The organism is Rufibacter glacialis, assembly GCF_008271745.1.
Classification (GTDB): Bacteria; Bacteroidota; Bacteroidia; order Cytophagales; family Hymenobacteraceae; genus Nibribacter; species Nibribacter glacialis.
On record NZ_VKKZ01000020.1, the window covers coordinates 1 to 24,740 of the forward strand.

The 24,740-nt window shown below is 50.3% G+C and carries 17 protein-coding genes and 1 tRNA gene; 14 read left to right on the forward strand and 4 right to left on the reverse strand.

Annotated elements, in window-relative coordinates:
- A partial coding sequence (locus FOE74_RS08230; RefSeq protein WP_149098136.1) for a T9SS type A sorting domain-containing protein occupies nt 1–461 on the forward strand: 461 nt, incomplete at its 5' end.
- A gap of 198 nt (nt 462–659) precedes the next feature.
- Here FOE74_RS08230 and FOE74_RS08235 read toward each other — a convergent pair.
- Complete coding sequence (locus tag FOE74_RS08235; RefSeq protein WP_188686526.1) at nt 660–3,230, reverse strand: T9SS type A sorting domain-containing protein; 2,571 nt, start codon at nt 3,228–3,230, stop codon at nt 660–662.
- Between the two features lie 1,546 nt (nt 3,231–4,776).
- On the opposite strand from FOE74_RS08235, the gene FOE74_RS08240 reads away from it, so the two are divergent.
- On the forward strand, nt 4,777–5,295 hold the full coding sequence (locus tag FOE74_RS08240; protein ID WP_149098138.1) for a GreA/GreB family elongation factor: 519 nt from the start codon (nt 4,777–4,779) through the stop codon (nt 5,293–5,295).
- A 497-nt stretch (nt 5,296–5,792) separates the two neighbouring features.
- Here FOE74_RS08240 and FOE74_RS08245 read toward each other — a convergent pair.
- Nucleotides 5,793–5,866: transfer RNA gene (locus tag FOE74_RS08245), tRNA-Met, on the reverse strand.
- Nucleotides 5,867–5,999: 133 nt separating this feature from the next.
- On the opposite strand from FOE74_RS08245, the gene FOE74_RS08250 reads away from it, so the two are divergent.
- From FOE74_RS08250 to bshB1, 8 genes are all read left to right on the forward strand, one after another.
- Entirely contained in the window at nt 6,000–6,395 is a 396-nt protein-coding gene (locus tag FOE74_RS08250) for an START-like domain-containing protein (protein WP_225840742.1), read from the forward strand.
- A gap of 96 nt (nt 6,396–6,491) precedes the next feature.
- Nucleotides 6,492–7,904 (forward strand): LptF/LptG family permease, encoded by a 1,413-nt coding sequence (locus tag FOE74_RS08255; protein WP_149098140.1) that lies wholly within the window; start codon nt 6,492–6,494, stop codon nt 7,902–7,904.
- A gap of 112 nt (nt 7,905–8,016) precedes the next feature.
- Nucleotides 8,017–8,292, forward strand: a complete 276-nt coding sequence (rpsO, locus tag FOE74_RS08260; RefSeq protein ID WP_062545232.1) for a 30S ribosomal protein S15 — start codon at nt 8,017–8,019, stop codon at nt 8,290–8,292.
- 141 nt (nt 8,293–8,433) lie between these two features.
- A complete protein-coding gene (pnp, locus tag FOE74_RS08265; RefSeq protein WP_149098141.1) occupies nt 8,434–10,584 on the forward strand; it encodes a polyribonucleotide nucleotidyltransferase in 2,151 nt (716 codons plus the stop codon).
- A gap of 202 nt (nt 10,585–10,786) precedes the next feature.
- Complete coding sequence (locus tag FOE74_RS08270; RefSeq protein WP_048920485.1) at nt 10,787–11,650, forward strand: sigma-70 family RNA polymerase sigma factor; 864 nt, start codon at nt 10,787–10,789, stop codon at nt 11,648–11,650.
- Nucleotides 11,651–12,020: 370 nt separating this feature from the next.
- Nucleotides 12,021–12,965: a thioredoxin-disulfide reductase gene (gene trxB / locus FOE74_RS08275; RefSeq protein WP_149098142.1), complete on the forward strand. Its 945-nt coding sequence runs from the start codon at nt 12,021–12,023 to the stop codon at nt 12,963–12,965.
- 234 nt (nt 12,966–13,199) lie between these two features.
- Entirely contained in the window at nt 13,200–14,123 is a 924-nt protein-coding gene (locus tag FOE74_RS08280) for a peptidoglycan DD-metalloendopeptidase family protein (RefSeq protein ID WP_225840743.1), read from the forward strand.
- 11 nt (nt 14,124–14,134) lie between these two features.
- Entirely contained in the window at nt 14,135–14,863 is a 729-nt protein-coding gene (gene bshB1 / locus FOE74_RS08285; RefSeq protein ID WP_149098143.1) for a bacillithiol biosynthesis deacetylase BshB1, read from the forward strand.
- A gap of 299 nt (nt 14,864–15,162) precedes the next feature.
- Here the strand turns inward: bshB1 and accC are convergent, their stop codons facing one another.
- Complete coding sequence (accC, locus tag FOE74_RS08290; RefSeq protein ID WP_149098144.1) at nt 15,163–16,668, reverse strand: acetyl-CoA carboxylase biotin carboxylase subunit; 1,506 nt, start codon at nt 16,666–16,668, stop codon at nt 15,163–15,165.
- Between the two features lie 206 nt (nt 16,669–16,874).
- On the opposite strand from accC, the gene FOE74_RS08295 reads away from it, so the two are divergent.
- A complete protein-coding gene (locus tag FOE74_RS08295; protein WP_149098145.1) occupies nt 16,875–18,113 on the forward strand; it encodes an aminotransferase class I/II-fold pyridoxal phosphate-dependent enzyme in 1,239 nt (412 codons plus the stop codon).
- A gap of 112 nt (nt 18,114–18,225) precedes the next feature.
- Nucleotides 18,226–18,423 carry a histone H1 gene (locus FOE74_RS08300; RefSeq protein ID WP_149098146.1) on the forward strand — a complete coding sequence of 66 codons (198 nt, stop codon included), beginning with the start codon at nt 18,226–18,228 and terminating at the stop codon, nt 18,421–18,423.
- Between the two features lie 159 nt (nt 18,424–18,582).
- On the opposite strand, the gene tyrS is transcribed toward FOE74_RS08300, so the two are convergent.
- Nucleotides 18,583–19,887, reverse strand: a complete 1,305-nt coding sequence (tyrS, locus tag FOE74_RS08305; RefSeq protein ID WP_149098147.1) for a tyrosine--tRNA ligase — start codon at nt 19,885–19,887, stop codon at nt 18,583–18,585.
- A 549-nt stretch (nt 19,888–20,436) separates the two neighbouring features.
- Between tyrS and holA the strand changes: the two genes are divergently transcribed.
- Both holA and FOE74_RS08315 read left to right on the forward strand, forming a co-directional pair.
- Nucleotides 20,437–21,489, forward strand: a complete 1,053-nt coding sequence (gene holA, locus FOE74_RS08310; protein WP_149098148.1) for a DNA polymerase III subunit delta — start codon at nt 20,437–20,439, stop codon at nt 21,487–21,489.
- A gap of 221 nt (nt 21,490–21,710) precedes the next feature.
- Nucleotides 21,711–24,740, forward strand: coding sequence for a tetratricopeptide repeat protein (locus tag FOE74_RS08315; protein WP_149098149.1), 3,030 nt, complete (start codon nt 21,711–21,713; stop codon nt 24,738–24,740).

The window sequence follows — 24,740 nt, forward strand, 5'->3', positions numbered from 1 at the left end:
TGCCGGTACCGGCCACTGGCGGCTGGCAGACCTACGCCACCCTGCGCGCCACGGTAACCTTGCCGGCCGGCGAGCAGACCCTGCGCCTCTTCGCCCCCAGGGGCGGCTGGAACCTCAACTGGTTCGAAGCCACTACTGGTGCAATGGGAGCTACGGGCATGTCTTCCGCGCAAGTAGCTGATCCTGCCCTATTGAAGGAGGATGCTTTTGCCCTTACCTGGTCGGTGTACCCTAACCCTACCACTGACAAGGTGCAAGTGCAGATTGGAAGTAAAATAGTAGGAGACCTGCAGATCATCCTGATGGATGCATCAGGCCGGATCCTGAAAAATATTTCCTTGAAAAAACAGCCGGAGGAAATCACCCAAACCTTGTCTCTGGAGAACCTGACCAACGGCCTTTACTTTATCCATTTAAAAGGCAAAGGGTTGAATGAGGTGAAAAAGGTGATTAAAAAATAAGTTGAGGCTTGCCACTACAGGCAGTAGTGGAGGTAATGGGGTAAGGTGAAGGCCGGCTTAATGTTTTGGACCTGTTTCTGAAAAATCTAGAGCTAAACGGCATTGAGCCCCCATCTTGTACCGACCATGAGTCCCATCAAAAAAGGCCGAAGCGAAAGCTCCGGCCTTTTTTATTTTTAGGTCATAAACGGTATCCGCTTATTTCCTGTGCATGATTCTGATGGTTTTAGTTTGGTTGTTGATTCTCAGTTTGGCCAGGTAGATACCTGCTGGTAAGCTTCCGTCTAGGTTGAAGCTGTAGCTTCTGCCTGCTTCTGCTTTTCCTGCACTTACCTGCCGCACCAATCTGCCTTTCATGTCATGGAGCACTAAAGAATACTCGCCCGCTTCCCCAATGGTAAAGTCAAGGGTGGCCGATTCAGTGAAGGGGTTAGGGAAGGCCCGTAGTTCAATGCTAGATCTACCTGTTTTACCTGTGATAGCAATGGCAGAGGAGGAAGAGGTTGAACCAGGATCAAAGTTGGAATTGTTGAGCGGGCAACCTAGGTTGTTGGCTCTGTCCAATTCGTTTTTCAAAGCTTCCACACTTCCGTAGTAGGTTCCGCCCAAAGTGGCCGTGCCATTGTTAAAGGCGCTTGCTACTGCTTGTAGGATATCATTTCGTTCATAGGGGTAGTTGACACCGTTGTGGCAGGCATTCAAAAGCGCAGCTGTGGCATGGCGAACCAAGGCAGAATAGCCACCACCACCTTCATTCAATGCTCCATCAAGGGTAAGGCCTGAGCTTAATCCACGGGTTTGGCTTATACCAAACACTCCAAAGAAGGAAGTACCTGGTTCATACCCGCATCCCCATGACTGATGGTGGTTTTTCCAGTACCCAGGAGTGCAACCTGCCAATGGACGGCAACGGTCAAACCGAGGAGTTACTGATCCAAAACCGGTGCAGCGTCGGTCATCGGTTACCACCACGCTGTAGGTGCCAGGTACCGTTGCATCAAAGCTTGCCACATTTCCTGGATCCATGGCCCCTGCTGGTACTGTCCAGTCAAAAGTATATCCGCTTCCTGATCCTCCACTTGCGGTAGCAGTAATCCTAACCGTAGCTACATTTCTTACGCAGTAGGAAGGACTGGTCTCTACTCTGACTCTTGGATTTTCATACACCCTTATGGTGCATCTGGCTTCGCCTCGGCAACCGGTATCGCGGTCAGTGTAGCGGTAGATCAGTTCGTACTCACCTGGATTTTCTGGGTTAAAGGTAGTAGCCTCCTGTCCATTCACGAAGTAAGTTCCGCCAGCAGGTTCCCCACCGGAAAGAGTAATCCTACCTGAACCCACGCACACTCTAGGGCACTCGCGTAGAGTTACACGCGGTCTCTCATTGACAACTATCGTGCATCTTGCTTCACCACGGCAACCGGTCTCACGGTCAGTATAGCGGTAAACAAGTTCATAGTTGCCTGGTGCTTCGGGATTAAAGGTGGTGGCCTCCTCTCCATTAACGAAATAAGTACCGCCAGCAGGCTCCCCGCCGGAGAGCGTGATTCTTCCTGAGCCTACGCATACCCTAGGGCATTCCCGTAAAGTAACGCGTGGTCTGTCCACTACCCTGATGGTGCATCTGGCTTCGCCTCGGCAACCGGTATCACGGTCAGTGTAACGATAGACCAGCTCATAATCACCTGGACTTTCGGGATTGAAGGTGGTCGCTTCTACGCCATTAACAAAGTAGGTTCCGCCGGCAGGTTCCCCACCGGAAAGAGTGATTCTTCCTGAGCCCACACAAAGCCGAGGGCACTCGCGAAGCGTAACGCGTGGTCTTTCATTGACAACTATCGTGCAACGAGCCTCTCCACGACAGCCAGTTTCACGATCTGTGTAGCGGTAAACCAGCTCATAGTTGCCCGGTGCTTCGGGATTAAAGGTGGTGGCCTCCACGCCGTTCACAAAGTAAGTGCCGCCCTCTGGCTGACCACCGGTAAGGGTAATCCTGCCGGAGCCCACGCACAGCCTAGGGCATTCGGGAAGGGTTACTCGGGGTCTGTCGTTGACCCTGATAATGCATCTGGCTTCGCCACGGCAGCCGGTTTCGCGGTCAGTGTAGCGGTAAACAAGTTCATAATCACCTGGTGCCTGAGGATCAAAGGTGGTGGCCTCCGCACCGTTCACGAAGTAGGTGCCGCCGCTTGGCTCCCCGCCGGAGAGCGTGAATCTACCTGAACCCACACATACCCTAGGACATTCCCGCAAAGTAACCCGTGGTCTGTCGTTCACCCTGATGGTGCATCTTGCCTCGGCTCTGCAACCGGATCTAGGGTCAGTATATTGATAAATCACCTCGAAGTCTCCTGCGTTGACAGGGTCGAAGGTAGTTACTGCCACAAAAGTGCCCGCCTCATTTCTCATGAAATAAGTTCCGCCTTCAGGCTGACCGCCGGAGAGAGTGATCCTGCCGGAGCCCACGCACAGCCTTGGGCAATCCCGTAGGGTGACAATTGGAATTCGTGGCGGACACATGATGAAAGAGCTAGAGCCTACTCCGTCTACAAAGCTTTCATTGATCAATGTTAAAGCTTCATGCAACTGAGAAAGGGAATAACTGGTGGGGCAACCAGCAAGTGCTTTGTTTGCCTCAGCTAAAACAAAGGCAACGGTTTTGCCTTGAAACGCACCGGTGGTAATCACCATGTCCTGCAAGGCAACATCGGAAGCCCCGAAATTCTCATCGTTGTTATCAAACCCCACGGAAAGGGTAAGCGCCACCACCTGTCCTGCAAATACGTTATTGTAATCAGGACCGGAAATTCCAGGGTTTATATAGCTTGTTTCTAAGGCTCTAGGTCTGCTACCAGAGGGTAGGAATTCTGTTACCGCTTCTGGGGAAGAAAGAAGGAGGGTTCTCCCTGTTCTGCAATCGTCTGAAGGGTTAATATCGCCCACTCGTACCCCGGAAGGAAATGCAGATCCAAAGTTTGCATATAGGTAAGAAGCAGGGTTATTTCCTCTGGGGGGAGCACCCCACCCGCCCTGGGTCTGGGTGCGGTTGACACAAGGTGTTGGGGGGCAAGGAGACGGAGGCGTATAGGTACCTCCACTGTAAACGGTGACTTTGTCTGAGTCAGAAGCAGGAATGGATTCCCCATTAGCGTAGCTGCTAAAGAAACCAAAGGCCAGGAAGAAAGCCAGGTATCGTAAGAATCCCAGGGAATAATTAGGCAAGATAGTCCTGGCCTGACAATGATAGTTGTAAGGATTAACCATGATTTTTTGATTTAATGGAAGAGTAGATTTTGTAATTCAGATACTACCTCACAAAGTGATCCCAGTCCATAAATGGATATTACCCTTCATGGAAGGTTGGTGAAACATTTTACACTTCATTGATTTGAAGCATAAAATCAACGATTGGTTGGAAGTGTTTTTCTTATTTGGTTTTGATTAAAAAGAGGAAAAACTGTTTTAGTGGTCAGACAACTTAGATTGTGTAACAGCTAAATCTCGTTTTTTCAATCAGTCTGGAGTAAAGACTGTAGCTTGGGGAGCCTTGATGCAAGGGGGGAGGTGTGATCCATACACTCTACCACTAAGGAAATGGGTAGAGAAAGAAGGTTGACCTTAAGCCAAAAATAGGGCTGTTGCTATATAAATCACGCGTTAAGGTTTTTGTTTCCGAAACCGTAACTAAAAGTACTTTTTATTATGTAAAATACAAAATAAAACCGTGAAAAATTGTTAAAATTCTAATATAGCAATTAGAGACATCATTCTTGAAGGCTGTAATATTTACTGAAGTATTCTAATACATAGAATGACTGGGATTTGATAGAAATAATTTAAAAATCAAAAAATTTGTGATTAAAAGTATTATTTATGGCTCGCATGAGGATCTTCCCTTATAAATAATTCAAAAAATTGTTAAAAGTTATCATACCAGACGGTTGTAAGAAAGTTAGTTCTTATAACCGTGACTCCTTCCTTTAAGCCCTTTAACTTCTTACTATCTTAAAATTTAAAACCCATCGCAGCTGCTCATTTGGGTTATCGGTTTATACTGAATGCAGGATAAAGTTGTAAATCAAAGGGTTATATAGTGGGAGAAAATGCGAAAACTTACCCTTTATTGGTGTAAAGAGCGCAATGGTGCGTTTTCCAACTCAGCGGCTTTATGGAGTGGTTTTCCTCCTTTATGGATTGTTTTTCCTTTAAATAAAGGAGTAGAGGGGCAGAGGGAGATAACAAAATAAAGCTGCCACACCTTTGCGGCTTGTTCATGGATGGGAAACACTAGCTTAGGACTTGCGTTTGAAAAAGCATGAGTAGAGCTTTTGTAAAAGAAGACGATTCGGGAGAGGCACCTCTCATTCCACCCAGGCCGGCCTTACCCCCAGGAACGGCCAATTATGTGACGCCGCATGGCTTGGAGCAACTGCGGAATGAACTGCGTGACCTAGAGGAAGCCCGAAGCCAGGCCGAGTCGGACAGATCTGACGAGGCCAACCGAACCCGGCAATTAACCATCCTTAAAGGCCAGATCCAGGCCCTTACCCAAAGAATTTCCACTGCCAAAGTAATAGAAGCCGCCCACCAGGCGCCTGATCAGGTCCGCTTTGGAACTACTGTCACCATGAAGACCCGCAAGGGCGGCCAGATAGGCCAGGAGCGTACCTTTACCATTGTAGGCGTAGATGAAGCCTCTATCACAGAAAAGAAAATTGCTTTTGTAGCCCCCTTGGCCAAGGCCATAATGGGAGGCAGGTTAGGCGAAATCGTAAAAGTGCAGCTTGGGAAAAATGAGGAGGAAGTAGAAATCACCTCCATTTCTTACAGTTAAAAGCCCGGCTAAAGTTTCCTATTTTGGCCCCCTTTTTTGAAAATTACCCTTCAAACGGAGGTCCTGCCATAAGCCATTCTCCCAGGCTATCCTTTCGCCCTGTATTTTTAGGCAGCGGTATTTTTACCCTCCTCCTTTTAAAGAGGCTTTCTGCCAGGAAGAAGCTAGATAATTACTGTAACCAAGTTTGGTAACCACTTCAACCTAAACTGGTAAACATGGGTTTGGTAAGGTATTAATTGAATCTGGAAAGGCGGAAGAAGCAGCTATTGGGCGGGTAGTGGAAGGTGTTGCTTTACTAGGTTTGACGGCCTTTTTCCTTAGCAGGTTTTCAGCTTAAAAAAGGAAAAGAAGGCTTACATCAGGGGACAGTAGAAAGAGAAATTTTTTCCCTTCTGAAAGGGTAGGAAACCCCTTTTAATGAGAGGGAGTAAGTTACGGCAGGGGAAGGGGCAGAAAAGAAAAAAGGCCCAACACAGAATGTATTGAGCCTTTTGTAGCGGGGAGCAGAATCGAACTGCCGACCTCAGGGTTATGAATCCTGCGCTCTAACCATCTGAGCTACCCCGCCGAATTGTGGTGCAAATGTAGGGGAAAGATTTAAAACCACACAAGTTTTTTTGTATAAAATTTTTTCCCTTAATTGAGTTGCATATTCCCCCACGACCCTGTACTACACCCTGTCCTTTTTAGCCTTGTTGTCTATGAGCAAAATTAAGTTTGTGAGAGAGTATCCTCTTAATGCATCGCCCAAGATGCTTTATCCTTACCTGAGCACTGCCTCTGGGCTCTCTCAGTGGTTGTGTGATGCGGCCAAGCAGATAGGAGAACGGAGGTATCACCTTATCTGGGACAACCAAGAACACATTGCTGAAATGACGAGCCACCGGATGAACAAATCGGTGCGGTTCACCTTCCCCAACTCCAACAAAGGAGAGGCCCATGACTACAGCTACATTGATTTTTCCATTGAATCAGGGGAGCTTACCCAAGAGCAATTCCTGCGCGTGGTAGACTATACAGACGTGGGAGACGTTGAGCAGTTAACCGAACTGTGGGACAACCAGGTGTTAACCTTACGGGAGTTGATCGGAGGATAGCCCTGCTTTCGGCCGCTTTTCGTAAATTGGGCCACTTTTCCCCTGGAAGATGGTCACGTACGCTTGACCCGGCACGGAGGGAAGCGGTTTAACTGCATGAAAAAATTAGATAAACTTATCCTTAAGTCCTTCCTGGGGCCTTTTGTTCTCACCTTTGCCGTAGTGGAGTTCATTCTGCTCCTGCAGGTCATCCTGAAATACCTGGATGATCTGATTGGGAAGGATCTGGGCGTGGCCGTGATCTCAGAGTTGTTGTTTTACTTCAGCCTGAACCTGGCACCCATGGCTTTTCCGCTGGCTATCCTTCTTTCGGCGCTCATGACCTTCGGGAACCTAGGGGAGCACCATGAGCTCACGGCCATCAAAACCTCCGGTATTTCTTTGGTTAGGGCGCTGCGGCCGGTCTTCTTCTTCGCCGTTATCCTGACGGTGGCCGCCTTCTTCTTCCATAACACCATTGTGCCCAAAGCTAACCTTAAGGCGTACAGCCTCATGTGGGACATAAGGCAGAAGAAACCGTCGTTGGACCTGAAGGAAGGGTCTTTCTACAATGGCCTACCTAACCGCAGCATCAGGGTGGGCAAGAAGTTTGAAGACGGACAAACGCTCAAAGACATCATGATCTATGACCACTCCAACGGGCAGGGGAATGCGGTGATCATGCTCGCCGATTCAGGCAAGATGTACACCCAGTTCAACGACCAGTACCTGGTATTGGAGATGTTCAACGGCAAGACCTTCGCCGAGGAGCGCCCCAGCAGCGCCAACGGTTTTGGGCAGAACACCGGGTACCTGCGGCAGGCTTTTACCAAGAACAAGATCGTGGTGAACCTTTCCTCGTTCCAGATGACGCGCAGTAACTCGCAATGGTTCGCAGATAACAAGATGATGAAGAACATTGACCAGCTGAACCAGGTCACGGACTCGCTCCAGAAACAGATCAACAAAGAAACCACTTTGCTGGAGCCTAATGTAAGGCCGTTCTTTTCCCATTTTTCCACTCTTAAGACGGCAGATTCCCTCAAGATAAAGCCTGTGCCCTTGAAGAAACTGCCAGCGGTGACATTGCAAGACGTGCAGACCGCCGCCAACGCGGCCCGTAACGTGAAGAGCTTTACCAGTTCCTATGCCTCCCGGCTGACCACCATCCAGCGGGAGCGGAACAACTATGAGATTGAGATCCACCGTAAATTCACCCAGGCCTTCGCCTGTTTCATCATGTTCCTGATTGGGGCACCGCTGGGGGCCATCATCCGGAAGGGGGGCTTGGGCATGCCGGTGATCATCTCCATCGCCTTCTTCATTGTGTACTACGTGTTGAGCATCTTGGGCGAGAAATGGGGCAGGGAAGGAGTGGCACCCGTGGCCCTGGGCATGTGGGGCGCCAATATGATCCTGCTGCCGGTGGGGCTATTCTTCCTGTACCAGGCCCGTAACGACTCCAACCTGTTGGAATTTGACTTCTGGCGGAAAATTACCGCCCGGCTGCGGCGCCAGAAAGCGCTCTAGCAGAAATATCAGTTCTATATTTGAATGAAATATTTGAATATTAGGCTTTGTTTGCTAACTTTGCGCCTTATATTCAGAACTGCGATACATAAGACAAGTACAGTTACACGCAATGAAATTAACTACCGAAGCGAAAAAAGAAATCTTCCAAACCAGCGGTTTTTCTAAGTCAGCCACCGACACCGGTTCTGCTGAATCACAGATCGCCTTGTTCACTGCCCGGATCAACCACCTGACAGAACATCTGAAATCAAATAAAAAAGACTTCTCAACTCGTTTGGGTCTTTTGAAACTGGTAGGTAAGAGAAGAAGACTCCTGAATTACCTGACTAAAACCGACATTACGCGCTACCGTGCTATTATCGCTGAGTTAGGCATTCGTAAATAACATTTGTAAGAGATTAGGGAATTCACACACGGGATTCCCTAATCTTTTTTATTGCCTCCGCTTTCCCCTTCTTGCTTTCAGCGCCCTGGGCTCTCTGCCTTTGGGTGCCTTTTACTTTGATTGCATCTTATATCAAGACCGATGTCATATAACGCTATTACAAAAACTATCCGCATGGCCAATGGCCGTGATATAACCATTGAGACCGGCAAGCTTGCCAAGCAGGCAGACGGTTCTGTGGTGGTGAAGTGCGGAAATGCCATGCTGCTGGCTACGGTAGTATCAAACGTAGGTGCCCGCGAAGGTGTGGACTTCCTGCCATTGTCTGTTGACTACCAGGAGAAATTTGCCTCTTCGGGCAAAATACCGGGCGGTTTCCTGAAAAGAGAAGCCCGTCTTTCTGACTATGAAGTACTGATCAGCCGTCTGGTAGACCGTATCCTGCGGCCTATGTTCCCTGATGATTACCATTCTGAGACGCAGGTGATCATCAACCTGATTTCTGCCGATGCGGAGATCCTTCCTGATGCCTTGGCGGCTCTGGCTGCCTCTGCTGCCCTTTCCGTATCTGATATCCCCTTCAACGGACCTATCTCTGAAGTGCGCGTAGCACGTATTGATGGCCAGTTCCAGATCAACCCTTTGTTATCTGACCTGAAGCGTGCCGATATTGACCTGATTGTAGGTGGTACCGCTGACAGCGTGGCCATGGTGGAAGGCGAAATGAGCGAGGTGTCTGAAGAAGACATGCTGGAAGCCATCCGTGTAGCCCATGCCGCTATCAAAGAACAGGTAGCTGTTCAGGTGGAGCTTGGCCAGGAGGTGGGCAAAACCACCAAGCGCGAGTACAGCCATGAGACCAATGACCTGGAGTTAAAGGAATTGATCTTCAAAGCGGTGTATGACAAAGCCTACCAGGTGGCCGCTTCCGGCAATGCTGTAAAAGCGGAGCGCAAAACTTCCTTTAAAGCCATCAAAGAAGAGTTTGTGGCCTCTTTGCCGGAAGACCATACTTATGATGCTGCCTTGATTGGGAAGTATTTCCATGACGCGGAGAAAGAAGCCGTTCGTGACGCTGTCTTGAAAGAGCGTCGCCGGTTAGATGGCCGGGCATTGGATGAGATCCGTCCTATCTGGTCAGAGATCAACTACCTGCCCTCGGCGCACGGTTCTGCGGTATTCACCCGCGGTGAAACCCAGTCGTTGACCACCGTGACCTTGGGTACCAAACTAGATGAGCAGATGATTGATGGCGCCATGTTCTCTGGCTACAACAAATTCATGCTGCACTATAACTTCCCTCCGTTCTCTACCGGTGAAGCCAAACCCATGCGTGGTACTGGTCGCCGCGAAGTAGGCCACGGAAACCTGGCTATGCGTTCCTTGAAGAAGGTATTGCCGGCGGAAGACGAGAACCCTTACACCATCCGGATCGTTTCTGACATCCTGGAATCAAACGGTTCTTCTTCCATGGCAACTGTTTGCGCCGGTACTCTGGCCTTAATGGATGCTGGTATCCAAATCAAAGCCCCGGTTTCTGGTATTGCCATGGGCCTGATCATGGACGAGGAAACTGGTAACTTCGCCGTTCTTTCTGACATTTTGGGTGATGAAGATCACCTGGGTGACATGGACTTCAAAGTTACAGGTACCGCCAAAGGCATCACTGCCTGCCAGATGGACATCAAGGTGAAAGGTCTTTCCTTTGAGATCTTAGGCCAAGCGTTGGCGCAAGCCAGAAATGGTCGTCTGCACATCTTAGGCGAGATGAACAAAACCATCGCGCAGCCTAACGCTGACTTCAAACCGCATACCCCGCGTTCTACCAATATCATCATTGAGAAAGAATTCATTGGGGCTATCATTGGACCAGGTGGTAAGGTGATCCAGCAGATCCAGCGTGATTCTGGTGCGGTTATCCAAATTGAGGAGAAAAACGACAAAGGCTACGTGAACGTGTTTGCTACCAACCAGGAAGCAATGCAGATGGCCGTGTCAAAAATCAAAGCCATTGTAGCCGTTCCGGAAGTGGGCGATACCTACACCGGTAAAGTTAAATCTATCCAGCCGTACGGTGCGTTCGTGGAGTTCATGCCGGGCAAAGACGGTCTGTTGCACATCTCTGAAGTGAAATGGGAGCGCCTGGAAAGCATGGAAGGCGTATTGGAATTAGGCGAGGAAATCCAGGTGAAACTGGTAGACGTTGATCCTAAGACCGGTAAATTCAAACTTTCTCGCAAGGCTCTTTTGCCAAAGCCTGAGCGCCAGGAGTCTGCCCCTAAGAAAGACTAAGCGGTTTTCACCATTGACCCGGCTCCGCACGTTCCAATTCCTGGGCGTGAGGGGCCGGGTTTTGGGGCTGTTTCCCAAAAACAGGTCTGGAAGCACGAGAGTTAGCAGGTGATTTCATTTTAAGAGAACTTTTGGAGCCTAGGGAGGTGTTACCCTAACAGCCAACCAATACAGAGATTTACACAGATAGAAATACACTCCAATGAGACAGCTGAAAATAAGCAAGCAGATTACCAACCGCGAAAGCCAATCCCTAGACAAGTACCTGCAGGAGATTGGTAAGGTGGACTTGCTCACCCCAGACGAGGAGGTAACACTTGCCCAGCGCATTAGAGAAGGTGACCAGTTCGCCCTCGAAAAATTAACCAAAGCTAACCTTCGCTTCGTGGTGTCGGTGGCGAAGCAGTACCAGAACCAGGGCTTGTCTCTGGGTGATTTGATCAACGAAGGCAACCTGGGCTTGATCAAGGCCGCCAAACGCTTTGACGAAACCCGTGGTTTCAAATTCATCTCCTACGCCGTTTGGTGGATCCGTCAGTCTATTCTTCAGGCCCTGGCCGAACAGTCCAGGATTGTGCGTCTTCCTTTGAACCGGGTAGGTTCTTTGAACAAGATCTCCAAGTCTTTCTCAGAGCTGGAGCAGAAGTTTGAGCGGGAGCCATCACCGGAAGAAATCGCCGAAGTGCTGGAACTCACGACTGCTGAGGTAGTGGATACCCTTAAGATCTCCGGCCGCCACGTGTCAGTGGATGCCCCTTTCGTGCAAGGCGAGGAAAACCGTTTATTGGACGTTCTGGAAAACGAAGACGAAGAGTCTCCTGACACCGGCCTCATGAACGATTCGTTGCGCAAAGAAGTACAGCGTGCCCTTTCTACTTTAACCAAACGCGAAGCAGATGTTATAACTCTTTACTTTGGATTGAACGGGGAGCATTCCCTTACTTTAGAAGAAATAGGCGAGAAATTCAACCTTACCCGTGAGCGGGTTCGCCAGATCAAAGAGAAAGCGATCCGTCGTTTACGCCATACTTCCCGCAGCAAAGCCTTAAAGCCTTATTTGGGATAAGCCGTAGAAAAGTTTTCCAAAGCCTTGGTTTCAATAGGAACCAAGGCTTTTTTTGTTTCTTTCCGGTTTGGAAAAAGAAGGCTTGAAATAGGCAGGAGGTTCTCTCCGTTTTAAAAGCACCTGTTTTCAAGCAGGGGTTTAAACCCTGGGCCTGGGGAGATGTCTAAAGATAATTCTTGAGGCGAAGAATTCTTCCTTCCTCTATTTTGTTCTATTCTGGAAGAGGAAAAACCTCTTCTTTCTAAGGGAAAAGCGTGGTATTCAATCCCTTGTATAAAATTAATTTCATTTGGATACCATAGTAAACCAGCCTTGCTGGCCGTGTCTTTAAAATAATTCGTAATATTGCACTCCCAAATTATTACCTGATATGGAAAACCAAAAGGAGCGCGTAAAATGTCTGATCATAGGTTCCGGCCCTGCCGGGTATACCGCCGCCATCTACGCCTCACGGGCCGGTCTTCAGCCGGTCATGTACCAGGGCCTTCAGCCCGGTGGTCAGTTGACCATTACCAATGACGTTGAGAATTACCCAGGATACCCTTCGGGCGTGAACGGCCCCCAGATGATGGAAGATTTCCGCCAGCAGGCCGCCCGTTTTGGGGCTGACATCCGCTACGGGATCGCTACTTCCGTTGACTTTTCGGGGAAACCCCATAAAGTGACCATTGATGAGCAAAAGGAAATAGAAGCCGATACGGTGATCATTGCCACCGGTGCCTCCGCTAAGTGGTTAGGTCTGGAGTCTGAAGCGCGCCTGAACGGCAGCGGCGTGTCTGCCTGCGCCGTGTGTGACGGTTTCTTCTACCGGGGCCAGGAAGTGGCCATTGTAGGGGCTGGCGACACCGCCTGTGAAGAAGCCCATTACCTCTCTAACCTTTGCTCCAAAGTGTACATGATCGTGCGCCGCAGTGAAATGCGTGCCTCTACCATCATGCAGAACCGCGTGAAGAATACTCCCAACATTGAGATCCTCTGGAACAGCGTGACAGAGGAAATCCTGGGAGAACATGGGGTGGAAGGTGCCCGCATCAAAGACACCGTAACCGGTGAAACCAGAGAAATAACTGTGAAGGGGTTCTTTGTGGCTATTGGGCACGAGCCTAACTCCAAGATTTTCCAGCCTTTCCTGGAGCATGATGAAAGCGGATACCTGAAAACGGTAGCCGGCACGTCCAAGACCAACGTGGATGGCGTTTTCGCCTGTGGCGATGTACAGGATAATGTGTACCGCCAGGCGGTAACGGCCGCCGGCACCGGGTGCATGGCCGCCTTGGACGCAGAACGGTACCTGGCCTCTCTGGAGGACCATTAAAATAAAGGAAGAACAAGCCACTATGGGTTGCTGAGGCAATAAAATAGGGGCTTGTTCAGTTTTAAAGCCGAGCCTGCCAACCTGAGGCTCGGTGATTAATTGGGTTAAATGTTTTTTAAAAAACAAATTTTCTTTCTTTTGCTCGCCTGCTTTGCCTTTTTTGGGCAGACCGCGCAGGCCCAAAAAAAGAGGACAAACAAGGAATTCAGAAGCAAGGCTCCCAGAATAAAGCGGGTGAAGCCAGAAACCGCTGTTGAAGTCAAGCAGGAAACGTCACAAGACAAAGAGCAGCCAAACCGGGGGCAGTTCAACCCCGTGAAGAAGCTCTCTATTGTAAGTGAAGACACCACCTCGCTGGACCTGGGGGAACAAAGCATCATAGAGGTATCAGAGCAGATCCAGATGGACGACAGCGTCTGGGTAAAGATTGCCGCCTACTACGCCATCTGGGACACCCGAAATATCAACCCTTACCGCAAAGACGGCCGGCAGCTGAAAGACACCATAGATCTGAAACTCTATGACAACAAGCATGGCTATAAAATGCCGCTGGTAGAAACGCCTGTCACATCAGATTTTGGGTTCAGGGGCTATCGGTGGCACTACGGCACCGACCTGGACCTGGACACTGGGGATTCAGTGAAAACCGCTTTTGACGGCGTGGTCCGGATCTCTAAGTGGGACGGTGGCGGCTACGGGAATTACCTGGTAGTACGGCACGTGAACGGGCTGGAGACGCTTTATGGCCATTTAAGCAAGCCCATTGCCAAAGTAGGGCAATTTGTGAAAGCGGGTGAACTCATTGGCTGGGGCGGCAGTACAGGCCGCTCCTCGGGCCCGCATTTGCACTATGAGGTTCGCTACGAGGGAAACCCTATTGACCCCGAGGAACTGTACAATTTCCCGGATTACCTTCTGAAAGGAGCCAATTTCAAGGTTACCTCGGCCCTCTTCAATTATTACAACAAGGCGAAGAAAACCTCGTCATCTTCCTCGGCCAGCAAAGCCAGGAAAGTGGTGTACCACAAAGTAAGAAGCGGCGAGGTATTGGGCAGCATAGCCCGTAAGTATGGCGTGCCGGTTTCCCAGATTACCCGGTTAAACCGGATCTCCGCCAAGACCACCTTACGGGTAGGCCGAAGCCTCCGTATTAAATAAGAATCAAATTCATGAAGCTGGACATTGTAGCGTTTGCCTCCCATCCGGATGACGCAGAACTGGGGTGCGTGGGCACCTTGCTGGTGCACAAAGCCTTGGGCAAGAAAGTAGGCGTGGTAGATCTTACCCGCGGCGAACTGGGCACCAGAGGTACCCCAGAGACCCGGGCCCAGGAAGCGGCAGACGCGTCGGCAATAATTGGATTGGATGCGCGGGAGAACCTGGGCCTGGCCGATGGTTTTTTTCAGAACGACGAAGCCCACCAACGCAAGGTCATCCAGGCCATCCGGAAATACAGACCAGAGATTGTGTTGATGAATGCGGTCCATGACCGGCACCCGGACCATGGCCGCGGCAGCAAACTGGTTTCTGAGGCTTGTTTCTTTGCCGGCTTACGGCAGGTGAAAACGCAGGACGAGTCCGGGGCTGACCAAGCCCCCTGGCGCCCGAAAGCCGTGTACCATTACATCCAGGACCGGTACATCACCCCAGACCTGGTGGTGGATATCACCCCTTTCTGGGAAAAGAAGGTAGAAGCGATCAGGGCCTTCAAAACCCAGTTTTTTACGGCTGATAATCCAGACTCCTCTGAACCGCCTACTTATATCTCTTCCCCGGAGTTCATGCGTTTTGTGGAAGCCAGGGCCTTGGAGTTCGGTCATGCCATTGGCGCCACCTACGGCGAAGGATTCACCAAAGAGCGGTACCTGGGGGTGAAGAACCTGTTTGACCTGATATAGTTAAATCAACTTTTAGGATAGGAGAGGCTCCATTTCAGGCTTGTTTTCAAAGAACAAGCCTGCAACGGAGCCTCTTTTTTAAGTTAGGGTTTGTTCTCACCACATACGGTAAGGCAGTAAGAGGGAAGAAGGATATTCGCATAGTTTCTAACCTGGATGACAAGGGCCTACTTTTATGAGGGAACGGGTCACTCTATTTGCTTCTGGCAATAAAAGGTATAGAACAAAAACGCTCTGTTTTACTTCCGTTTTTAGATAAACAGAAGCAAAACAGAGCGTTTAATAAGAGAAGAGGAAGTTTACTTTAACCTGTTCTTCCGCCAGTCAGACATTCCGGACGTTGGCGTAGTTGCAGTAGCCTGAGGAGAGGCTTTTTTAGTGTGGCCGGCGAACAGGGCCGCTAACACCGCTGCAATCTCCTCTTCCTCAGCAGAAGGAGCCGGCTTTAGAACACCGGGATCCTGGAAGTACAGCTCAATGAACTTGGTATCGAAATTCCCTGACCGGAACGCCTCGTGCTCCATGACAAACTTGCCGAAGGAGAGGGTTGTCTCAATGCCCGTGATCTGGTATTCGTCAATGGCCCTGATCATTTTCTCAATGGCCTCCTGGCGGTCTTTGCCATAGGTCACCAGTTTGGCAATCATAGGATCATAGTAAATGGGAATCTCCATGCCTTCCTCAAAGCCGTCATCTACCCGTACTCCTAGCCCTTGGGGGCGTTTGTAGGTGGTCAAGGTTCCTATGTCTGGCAGGAAATTGTTGGCCGGGTCTTCGGCGTACACGCGTAGTTCCATGGCGTGTCCGGTGATGGTGAGATCTTCCTGGGAGAAGGAGAGAGGCGCGCCTTGGGCTACCTTGATTTGCTCTTTTACCAGGTCCAGACCGGTGATCTGCTCGGTTACCGGGTGTTCCACCTGCAGGCGGGTGTTCATCTCCAGAAAGTAGAAGTTCAGGTTCTCATCCAGCAGGAACTCCACGGTACCGGCTCCTACGTAGTCGCAGGCCTTGGCCACGTCCACCGCGCAGCGGCCCATCTGTTCTCTCAGCTCCGGGGTAAGCACTGCGGAAGGAGCTTCTTCAATCACTTTCTGGTGGCGGCGTTGGATGGAGCACTCGCGCTCAAATAGATGCACGATGTTCCCGTGGGTATCGCCCAGCACCTGTATTTCAATGTGCCGCGGAGAGGAGACGTATTTTTCAATGAACACCGAACCGTCGCCGAAGGCGGAGGTGGCCTCACTGACCGCCAGCTGCATCTGTTCTTCAAATTGTGCAACATGGTCTACCACACGCATTCCCTTGCCGCCACCGCCGGCGCTGGCCTTGATCAGGATGGGGAACCCAATGGAAGTGGCTATGGCTTTGGCTTCCTCAAGATCCGTGATGGCGTATTCCGTGCCCGGAACCATGGGAATGTTGTATTTGGCTACCGCCGCTTTGGCCGCCAATTTACTGCCCATGAGTTCAATGGCTTCGGGCGAAGGCCCTATGAAGGTGATTCCCGCCGCCTGTACCTGCCGGGCGAACCCTGCATTCTCAGACAGAAACCCATACCCGGGGTGAATGGCATCCACGCCCAGGCGTTGGCATACGTCCAGAATAACATCAGTCCGCAGATAAGAGGCACTGGAGGCGGGTGGGCCCACGCAGACGGCCTCATCGGCGAAGCGCACGTGCAGCGCCTGGCGGTCGGCTTCTGAGTAGATGGCCACGGTCTTGATGCCCATCTCACGGGCAGAACGCATTACTCGCAGGGCAATTTCACCACGGTTGGCAACCAGAAGCTTTTGAATTTTTATCATTGGGGCAGGTACAGTTCGGTTCGTTCTTCAAAGAAAGTTGATTACGGCCAAAGTTAAAAGGTGAATTTACGTGGCCATTGCGGCAGCGGCTTTGTAATTGAGAACAATCAATGTAAATTTGCCTACCTCTTGTAGGTTTATATTTTTGATTTAAGAAGGTTGTTTGCACGCCCTTCACATCATTAACCGCCTTAACATTATCTAAAGTGGATTTATTTGAAAAGTTATTGGCCAACCGCGGTCCGCTTGGCAGCCATTCCCATTACGCCCATGGTTATTTCGCTTTCCCTAAATTAGAAGGAGAGATCGCTCCTCGCATGAAATTCAGGGGGAAAGAAGTTCTGACCTGGAGCCTGAACAACTATTTAGGCTTGGCAAATCACCCAGAAGTACGCAAAGCCGATGCAGATGCGGCGGCGGAGTTTGGGATGGCTTTGCCCATGGGAGCCCGTATCATGTCTGGTAACTCCAATAACCACGAACGTTTAGAGAAGGAATTAGCGGAATTTGTGCAAAAAGAAGATTCTTTCCTGCTTAACTTCGGCTACCAAGGCGTAGTGTCTATTATTGATGCCCTGGTGGACCGCCATGACGTGATTGTGTACGACGCCGAATCCCATGCTTGTATTATTGACGGGGTGCGCCTGCACCAAGGCAAGCGCTTCGTGTACCAGCACAATGACATGGAAAGCCTGGAGAAACAGCTTACCCGTGCCACCCGCCTCACCCAGGAAAGCGGCGGCGCCATCTTGGTGATCACCGAAGGAGTGTTTGGCATGAGCGGTAACCTTGGCAAGCTGCAGGAAGTGGTAGCTCTGAAAGAAAAATTCAACTTCCGTCTTCTGGTAGATGATGCCCACGGTTTTGGCACCATGGGGAAAACCGGAGCCGGTACCGGTGAATATTTAGGCGTGCAAGATGGCATTGACATCTACTTCTCTACGTTCGCCAAGTCTATGGCCAGCATTGGGGCCTTTGTTGCCAGCAATGAGCAAGTGGTGGAATACCTGCGCTACAACATGCGTTCCCAGACCTTTGCCAAATCGTTGCCCATGACCCTGGTGGTAGGGGCTTTGAAGCGCCTGGAGTTGCTGCGTACCCAACCTGAACTGAAAGAAAACCTTTGGGTGATTGTGGAGGCCTTGCAGTCTGGCTTACGGGAAAAGGGCTTCAACCTGGGTACTACCAATTCACCGGTGACCCCTGTGTTGCTCAACGGCCAGATCTCTGATGCAACAGCTCTTACCTTGGACCTGCGCGAGAATTACAGTATTTTCTGTTCCATTGTGGTTTATCCGGTGGTGCCAAAAGACGTGATTATGCTCCGGTTGATTCCTACCGCCATGCACACTTTAGAGGATGTGGCAGAAACGATTGCCGCGTTTGAGGCTATCTCAGCAAAATTGGACAAAGGTCTTTACACGAAATCTCCGGTAACAGCCTAGAATCGTACTTTGTTAATAAAATAATACAAACGCTTATTTTTTTTGCACCTTATTTTATAATTCCTATATTAGAGCCATAAAACGAAATGTTAAACCATTTAAACAAGCTCTAATGAACAATTTTTCCAAACTTAAGGATCTGGTTCTGTCTCTGGAAGGTGACTTCGAGAAATTCTATGACAAGAAGAATTCAGCTGCCGGTACTCGTGTAAGAAAAGGCATGCAAGATCTGAAAAACATGGCACAAGACATCCGCAAGGAAGTTCAAGACATGAAGAACAGCGAAGACACTGGTGCTTCCAAAAAATAAGTTGCTCTTAGAAAAGATATTATAAAAAAAGGTGGGTCTTAAAACCCACCTTTTTTTATGCCTCATGATATTAGAAAAGCTCCTGTTTCAGGCCTATTTCCTAAGAAATAGACTTAAAACAGGAGCCAGTTGTTTTTGGATGATTTGGATAATTTCCTCTTATACCGCCTTCACCAGGTAGTAGTTCTTCTTGCCCTTCTGCACCACCAGGTATTTGCCCTGCAGGAAATCCTGGGACAAGGCCTCATCTGGTTTGCCTACCTTCTGGCGGTTAATGCTCACCCCGCCGTTCTGTATCATTTTCTTCGCCTCGCCTTTGGAATCAAAGATCTGGTTCTGGGTAAGGTCAGAAAGGAAATCAACCGCTGGCGTGCCGTCTGATATGTTTTCTTTAGCCACTTCAATCTGAGGAACGCCTTCAAACACGGCTAACAAGGTTTCTTCCGGTAGGTTGCGTAAGGTTTCCAGGTCACCTTTGCCGAACAAGATTTGGGAAGCCTCTACAGCACTCTCGTACTCCTCGGCAGAGTGCACCGTGGTGGTGACTTCTTTGGCCAAGGCCTTCTGCAGGATGCGCAGGTGCGGCGCCTGCTGGTGCTCGGCTACCAAAGCTTCAATCTCCGGTTGAGTCAAGAGGGTAAACCGCTTCACCAACTTCTCGGCTTCTTCATCGGCTACGTTCAGCCAGAACTGGTAAAACTTGTAAGGCGATGTCATGGTAGGGTCCAACCAAACGTTGCCGCTCTCTGATTTCCCGAACTTGCTGCCGTCAGCCTTGGTCACCAAGGGGGTAGTGAGGGCGAACGCTTTGCCGCCTTCCATACGCCGAATCAGCTCAGTGCCCGAGGTGATGTTGCCCCACTGGTCAGAGCCGCCCATCTGCAGCCGCACGTTCTTGTGCTTGTACAGGTGGTAGTAGTCATAGCCTTGCAGCAACTGGTACGAGAACTCGGTGAAGGAGAGGCCTTCGGCACCGTTTTCGCCTTCTTGGGCGGTAATGCGTTTCTGCACCGACTCCTTTTTCATCATGTAGTTCACCGTGAGGTGCTTGCCTACGTTACGCAGGAAATCCAGGAAAGAGAACTCCTTGAACCAGTCATAGTTGTTCACGATCTCGGCGGCATTCTGCACCCCCTCAAACTGCAGGAATTTCTCCAGCTGTTTCCTGATCCCATCCTGGTTAGCCCGCAAAACATCCTCAGAAAGGAGATTACGCTCCGCGTTTTTCCCTGATGGATCACCAATCATACCCGTGGCGCCGCCTACCAAGGCAATGGGCTTATGGCCCGCCCGTTGCAGGTGCACTAGTAGCATAATGGTGGCCAGGTTGCCGATATGGAGCGAAGAGGCGGTAGGGTCAAAGCCTATGTAGCCGGTGGTCATGCCTGCGTTCAGTTGTTCTTCCGTGCCTGGCATGGTGTCCTGCAACATGCCGCGCCAACGCAGTTCTTCAATTAAATTCATGTAGCTTCGGTTTTTACAAGCGCCAAAGTTACCTAAAATTAGTTGTTAGTTGATAGTTGTTGGTTTTTAGTGGAAGGCTGATAGTGCAGCTAATTCAAAATTTAGGAAGAAAGCAATGGGCTCCTTAACAGTACCTAGCCTTAGGAAATCCTGTAAGTAATTTCAGGATGCTAGAGTTAAGAAATAGGCTTCATTAGAGTCATTAGAGCCGCTACCATTTTATCTGCTTGATTCCCTAAGCGCCCTGCTTTAATGACCTCGTAGTGTGCACAGCTCCTACGAGTGTCTATGCCAATGCCGTGTCAACCCCGTTTTCAATAAAACAGCCCGTTATTGCCTGGGCAATGTTTTTACCAATGGGGTTGGAGGCGGAAGAAGCATCTCCCTCTGAAAAAAGGAAAGGTTGTGGAGTTTTGAAGCTGGTTTCAGAAAATCACCACCAAAACATATTCTGGAACCTATAAGGAAGCTCCTAATCACGAAGAACTAAAAACTAAAATTAGGTACCTTTGGGAGCGAATCGTTTAACCTTCCCATCCTTTACTGCCCATGGCCCTGACCGCAGATGACATCCTGAAGCAACTCAAGAACCGTGAATTTGCCCCTGTCTATTTTTTGCAGGGTGAGGAACCGTTCTACATTGACATGCTCTCTGACTACATTGAGCAGCATGCCTTGAATGACATGGAGAAAGGCTTCAACCAGGTGGTCATGTACGGCAAAGACACCGACATCTCTACCGTGCTGCTGCAAGCCAAGCGGTTCCCTATGATGTCTGATCGGCAGGTGGTGATTGTGAAGGAAGCGCAGAACCTGGCCAACCTGGAGGCGGACCCGGAGAAGGACCCAGCCGCCAAACAACTGGATGCCTACCTCAACAACCCTCTGCCTTCCACCATTCTGGTGTTCTGCCACAAGCACAAGTCCGTAGATGGGCGAAAACGGTTGGGTAAGTTGCTAGCCAAGAAGGCGGTGCTGCTCACCACCAAGAAGCTCTATGAGAACCAGGTACCCGGCTGGCTTACCCAGTACATCAAAAACAAGAACCTGCTGGCTAACCCGCAGGCGGTGATGATGCTGGCCGAGTTCATCGGCTCTGACCTTTCCCGTTTAGCCAATGAAATTGAGAAACTGGCCATTAACCTGAAACCAGGGCAGACCATTGATGAGCGGCTGGTGCAGGAGAACATTGGCATGAGCAAGGAGTACAATATTTTCGAACTCCAGAATGCCATCACCCGGCTAGATGTACTCAAAGCCAACCGCATCCTGAATTATTTCGAGTCCAACCCCAAAGACAACCCGCTGATCCCTAACCTGGTGCTGCTGTTTTCCTTTTTCTCCAAACTGATGACCCTGCACCTGCTGCCCCAGATCACGGAGCAGACGGTAGCCAAGGAATTAGGCAACCGAGGCTTTCTTGCCAAGGAGTACCTGCAGGCCCTGAGGGCGTACCCATACCGCCGCGTGCTGCAGATCATCGGGTTTATTCACCAGGCAGACTTGCAGAGTAAGGGCATAGAAGGCGGTTCCCTGTCAGATGCCGCTATTTTAAAAGAATTGGTCTTCAAGATCATGCATCCGGTACCGGTGCACGCGTAGCATTTTGTTTGATCTGCCTTTTTTCCAAACCAGGCCCTAAACAGAATTTTAGTGGCGGCCCAGATGCTAAAGGTTCTAAAGAAGCGTTGCAACGTAGGAGCAGCCTGGTAAAATTAAGCTGTCGCTTACCCACTTTTTTTCTAATTTTGAAGGACAGGCCCGGCACAGTGGCAGAGCAAAACTGCTTTGGGCGCTGCCGAAGGCCTAAAGCCTATTTACCTATGAAACTACCTCACAAGTTAGCCTTGGCTACCGCCTTGCTGGGAGGGGCTCAGGTTGCGCACGCGCAGCAAACCCTGACCTTCCGTTCTGAAGAGCGCTTCTTCCAGGAAGGGTTAGAGCTGTTTGACCGCGAAAAGTTTGGGGCTGCCCAACAAGCCTTTGGAGAGTACATCCGGCTCATCAATGACCCGCAGAAAACCGCTGATGCGCAGTATTATTACGCCATCAGTGGCTTGCACCTCTTTCACCCAGACGCGGAACAGCTGGTCTTGCAGTTTGCGGCCCGGTACCCGGCGCACCCCAAGGCAGCCACGGCCTTCTTTGAGTTAGGCACGTCTTTCTTTGACAACAAGAATTATGACAAAGCCATTCAGTACCTGGAGAAAGCACCGGCCGACCGCTTAGATGAGGCCCAGCTGCGAGAATCGGAATTCAAGCTGGGATATTCCTATTTCTCTAAAAAGAATTTCAAGAAAGCCAAGGTGTTGTTTGACCGCAACAAGAAAGGCAAGCACGACTATACCTACGCTTCCAGCTACTACGCCGGCTACCTGGCCTACCGGGAGGGCGACTATATCGGCGCCAAGCTGGACCTGAAAGTAGCCGAGCAGGACGAGAATTATAAGACGGTGGTGCCCTACATGCTCACCGAGGTCTTGTACAAGGAGAAGAACTTCCCGGAGGTCATCAGCTACGGAGAGAAATCTCTGAAAATGACGCCGCCGGTGCAGAACCCAGAGGAGATCCAGCTGCTGGTAGGGGATGCCTATTTCCAGAGCAGCGACTTCAAATCCGCTTCGCAGTACTTCAAGGGGTATGCCCAAGGCAAAAAGACCCTGGACAAGACGGTGCAGTACAAAATGGGTATTGCCGACTACAAGAACAACGATTTCAAGAGCGCTATCCAGAACCTGAAGGCCGTAGCCTTCCATTCTGATTCCCTGGGTCAGAATGCTTCTTACCACCTGGGGTTGAGCTACCTCAAAGACAACAACAAGCAGTTCGCCCTGGGCGCCTTTGACCAGGCCCGCAAGATGAACATTGACAAGAATGTGAAGGAGGGGGCCACCGTGAAATACGCGCAGCTGAACTATGAGCTGGGCCGCTTCTCGGAGGTCATCAACTCATTGGCCTCTTTCACCAAAGATTACCCAGACTCCCGCTTCAGCGACGAGGTGGATGATATCCTGAGCGATGCCTACCTCAACTCCAGCAACTACGTGGAGGCGATCCAGCACATTGAGAAACTGCCCAAACGCAGCCACCGCATCAACGAGACCTACCAACGCGTTACCTACTACCAAGCCGTAAAACTCTACAATGACCAGCTGTTCCAGCAAGCGGTAGCCATGCTGGATAAGTCTCTCGGCTTCCCGTATGACAAAGAGATGGAGGCAGGGAGCCATTTCCTGAAAGGAGAGGCGTATTCCATTGGGCAGCGCTGGCCCCAGGCCATCAACAGCTACGGAGCCGTGTTCCAGACGGTGAACTCAGGCCGCACCGAGTTTTACGTGAAGTCCCGCTACGGCATTGGGTACGCGTATTACAACGAGAAGCAGTACGAGAAAGCCCTCACGCACTTCAAGGCCTACCTGAACGACAACACCATCAAAGCGGGCAACCCCAACTACGCAGATGCCATGGTTCGCTTAGCCGATTGCTATTACGTGACCAAAGATTACGCCTCGGCACTTTCTTACTATGACCAGGCCCTGGCCGCCCGTACCCCCGATGCAGACTACGTTCTCTTCCAGAAGGGAGTGGTATACAACCTGACGGGCCGCCGGGAGCAGGGGATCCAAAGTTTGCAGACCTTGCTGAAGACCTACCCAAAATCCAGGTACGCCGATGATGCTGTGTACCAGAAAGGCGTCATTGACTTTGAGAACTCCAACTATGCCCCGGCCATTGCCTCTTTCACTACGCTGATTGACAATTACGGCAGCAGCACCCTGGTACCAAATGCCTTGCAGAAACGTGGGGTTTCTTATATGAACCTCAAGCGGCAGAATGAGGGAATCGCGGACTTCAAACGGGTGATTGACCAGTACCCAACCCATGAAGTGGCCAACAATGCCCTCTATTCTCTACAGGAAGCCTTGGGTGCCGCCAACCAGACCGAGCAGCTGGATACCTACCTCACCAAATTCAAGACCGCTAACCCAGAAAGCGATGCTTTAGAAAGTGTTGAATTTGAATCGGCTAAGTCGCTTTATTTCAATGAGAAATACCAGCAAGCCATTCCAAAGTTTGAAGCCTTCTTGAAAAGCTACCCGGCCAGCGCCTCCGTGGCTAATGCCCGGTACTTCCTGGGAGATTCCTACTTGCGCAGCGGCGACAAAGCCAATGCCTTGCGCAGCCTTAAGGAAGTAGCCATTGAAGGAAAGTCAGAATACCTGAGCAAAGCGGTGCAGCGCGTAGCCGACATGGAGTTTGAGAACGGCAACTACACAGAGGCCGCCAACTTCTATTCGCGTCTACGTGATTTGGCGGTGAACAAGAAGGAGCAGGCCAATGCCTTGCTGGGGCTTATGAAGAGTTTCTACTTCACCAATGACTTCAACAACACCATTCTTATTGCCGATGAATTGATTGCCCGCGGCAACTCTACCCTGAATGCCTACAACTCTGCCTTGTTGTTCAGAGGCAAAGCCAGCTACGCCTTAGGAAGGCAAGAGCAGGCCCAGAAGGAGTTCAAGACGGCTTACACCTCGGCTACTGATGTCAATGGGGCAGAGGCCCATTACCTCATGTCTGAGATCCTCTTCAAGCAGCAGAAATACAAAGAAGCGTTAGACCATGCCCTGGAGTTCAGCAAGTCCTTTGCGGATTATGAGCTATGGTTAGGCAAAACCTTTTTGCTGATCTCAGATATCTATGTGGCCCAGAACGAGGCTTTCCAGGCGAAGGCGACTTTGAATTCCATCATTGAGAACACCAGCCTGGAAGAAATCAAAACCGAAGCAAGAGCCAAGTTGGCAGAACTGGAGAACACCGTTGCTCCCGTTACTACCACTCCTAAAAAATAG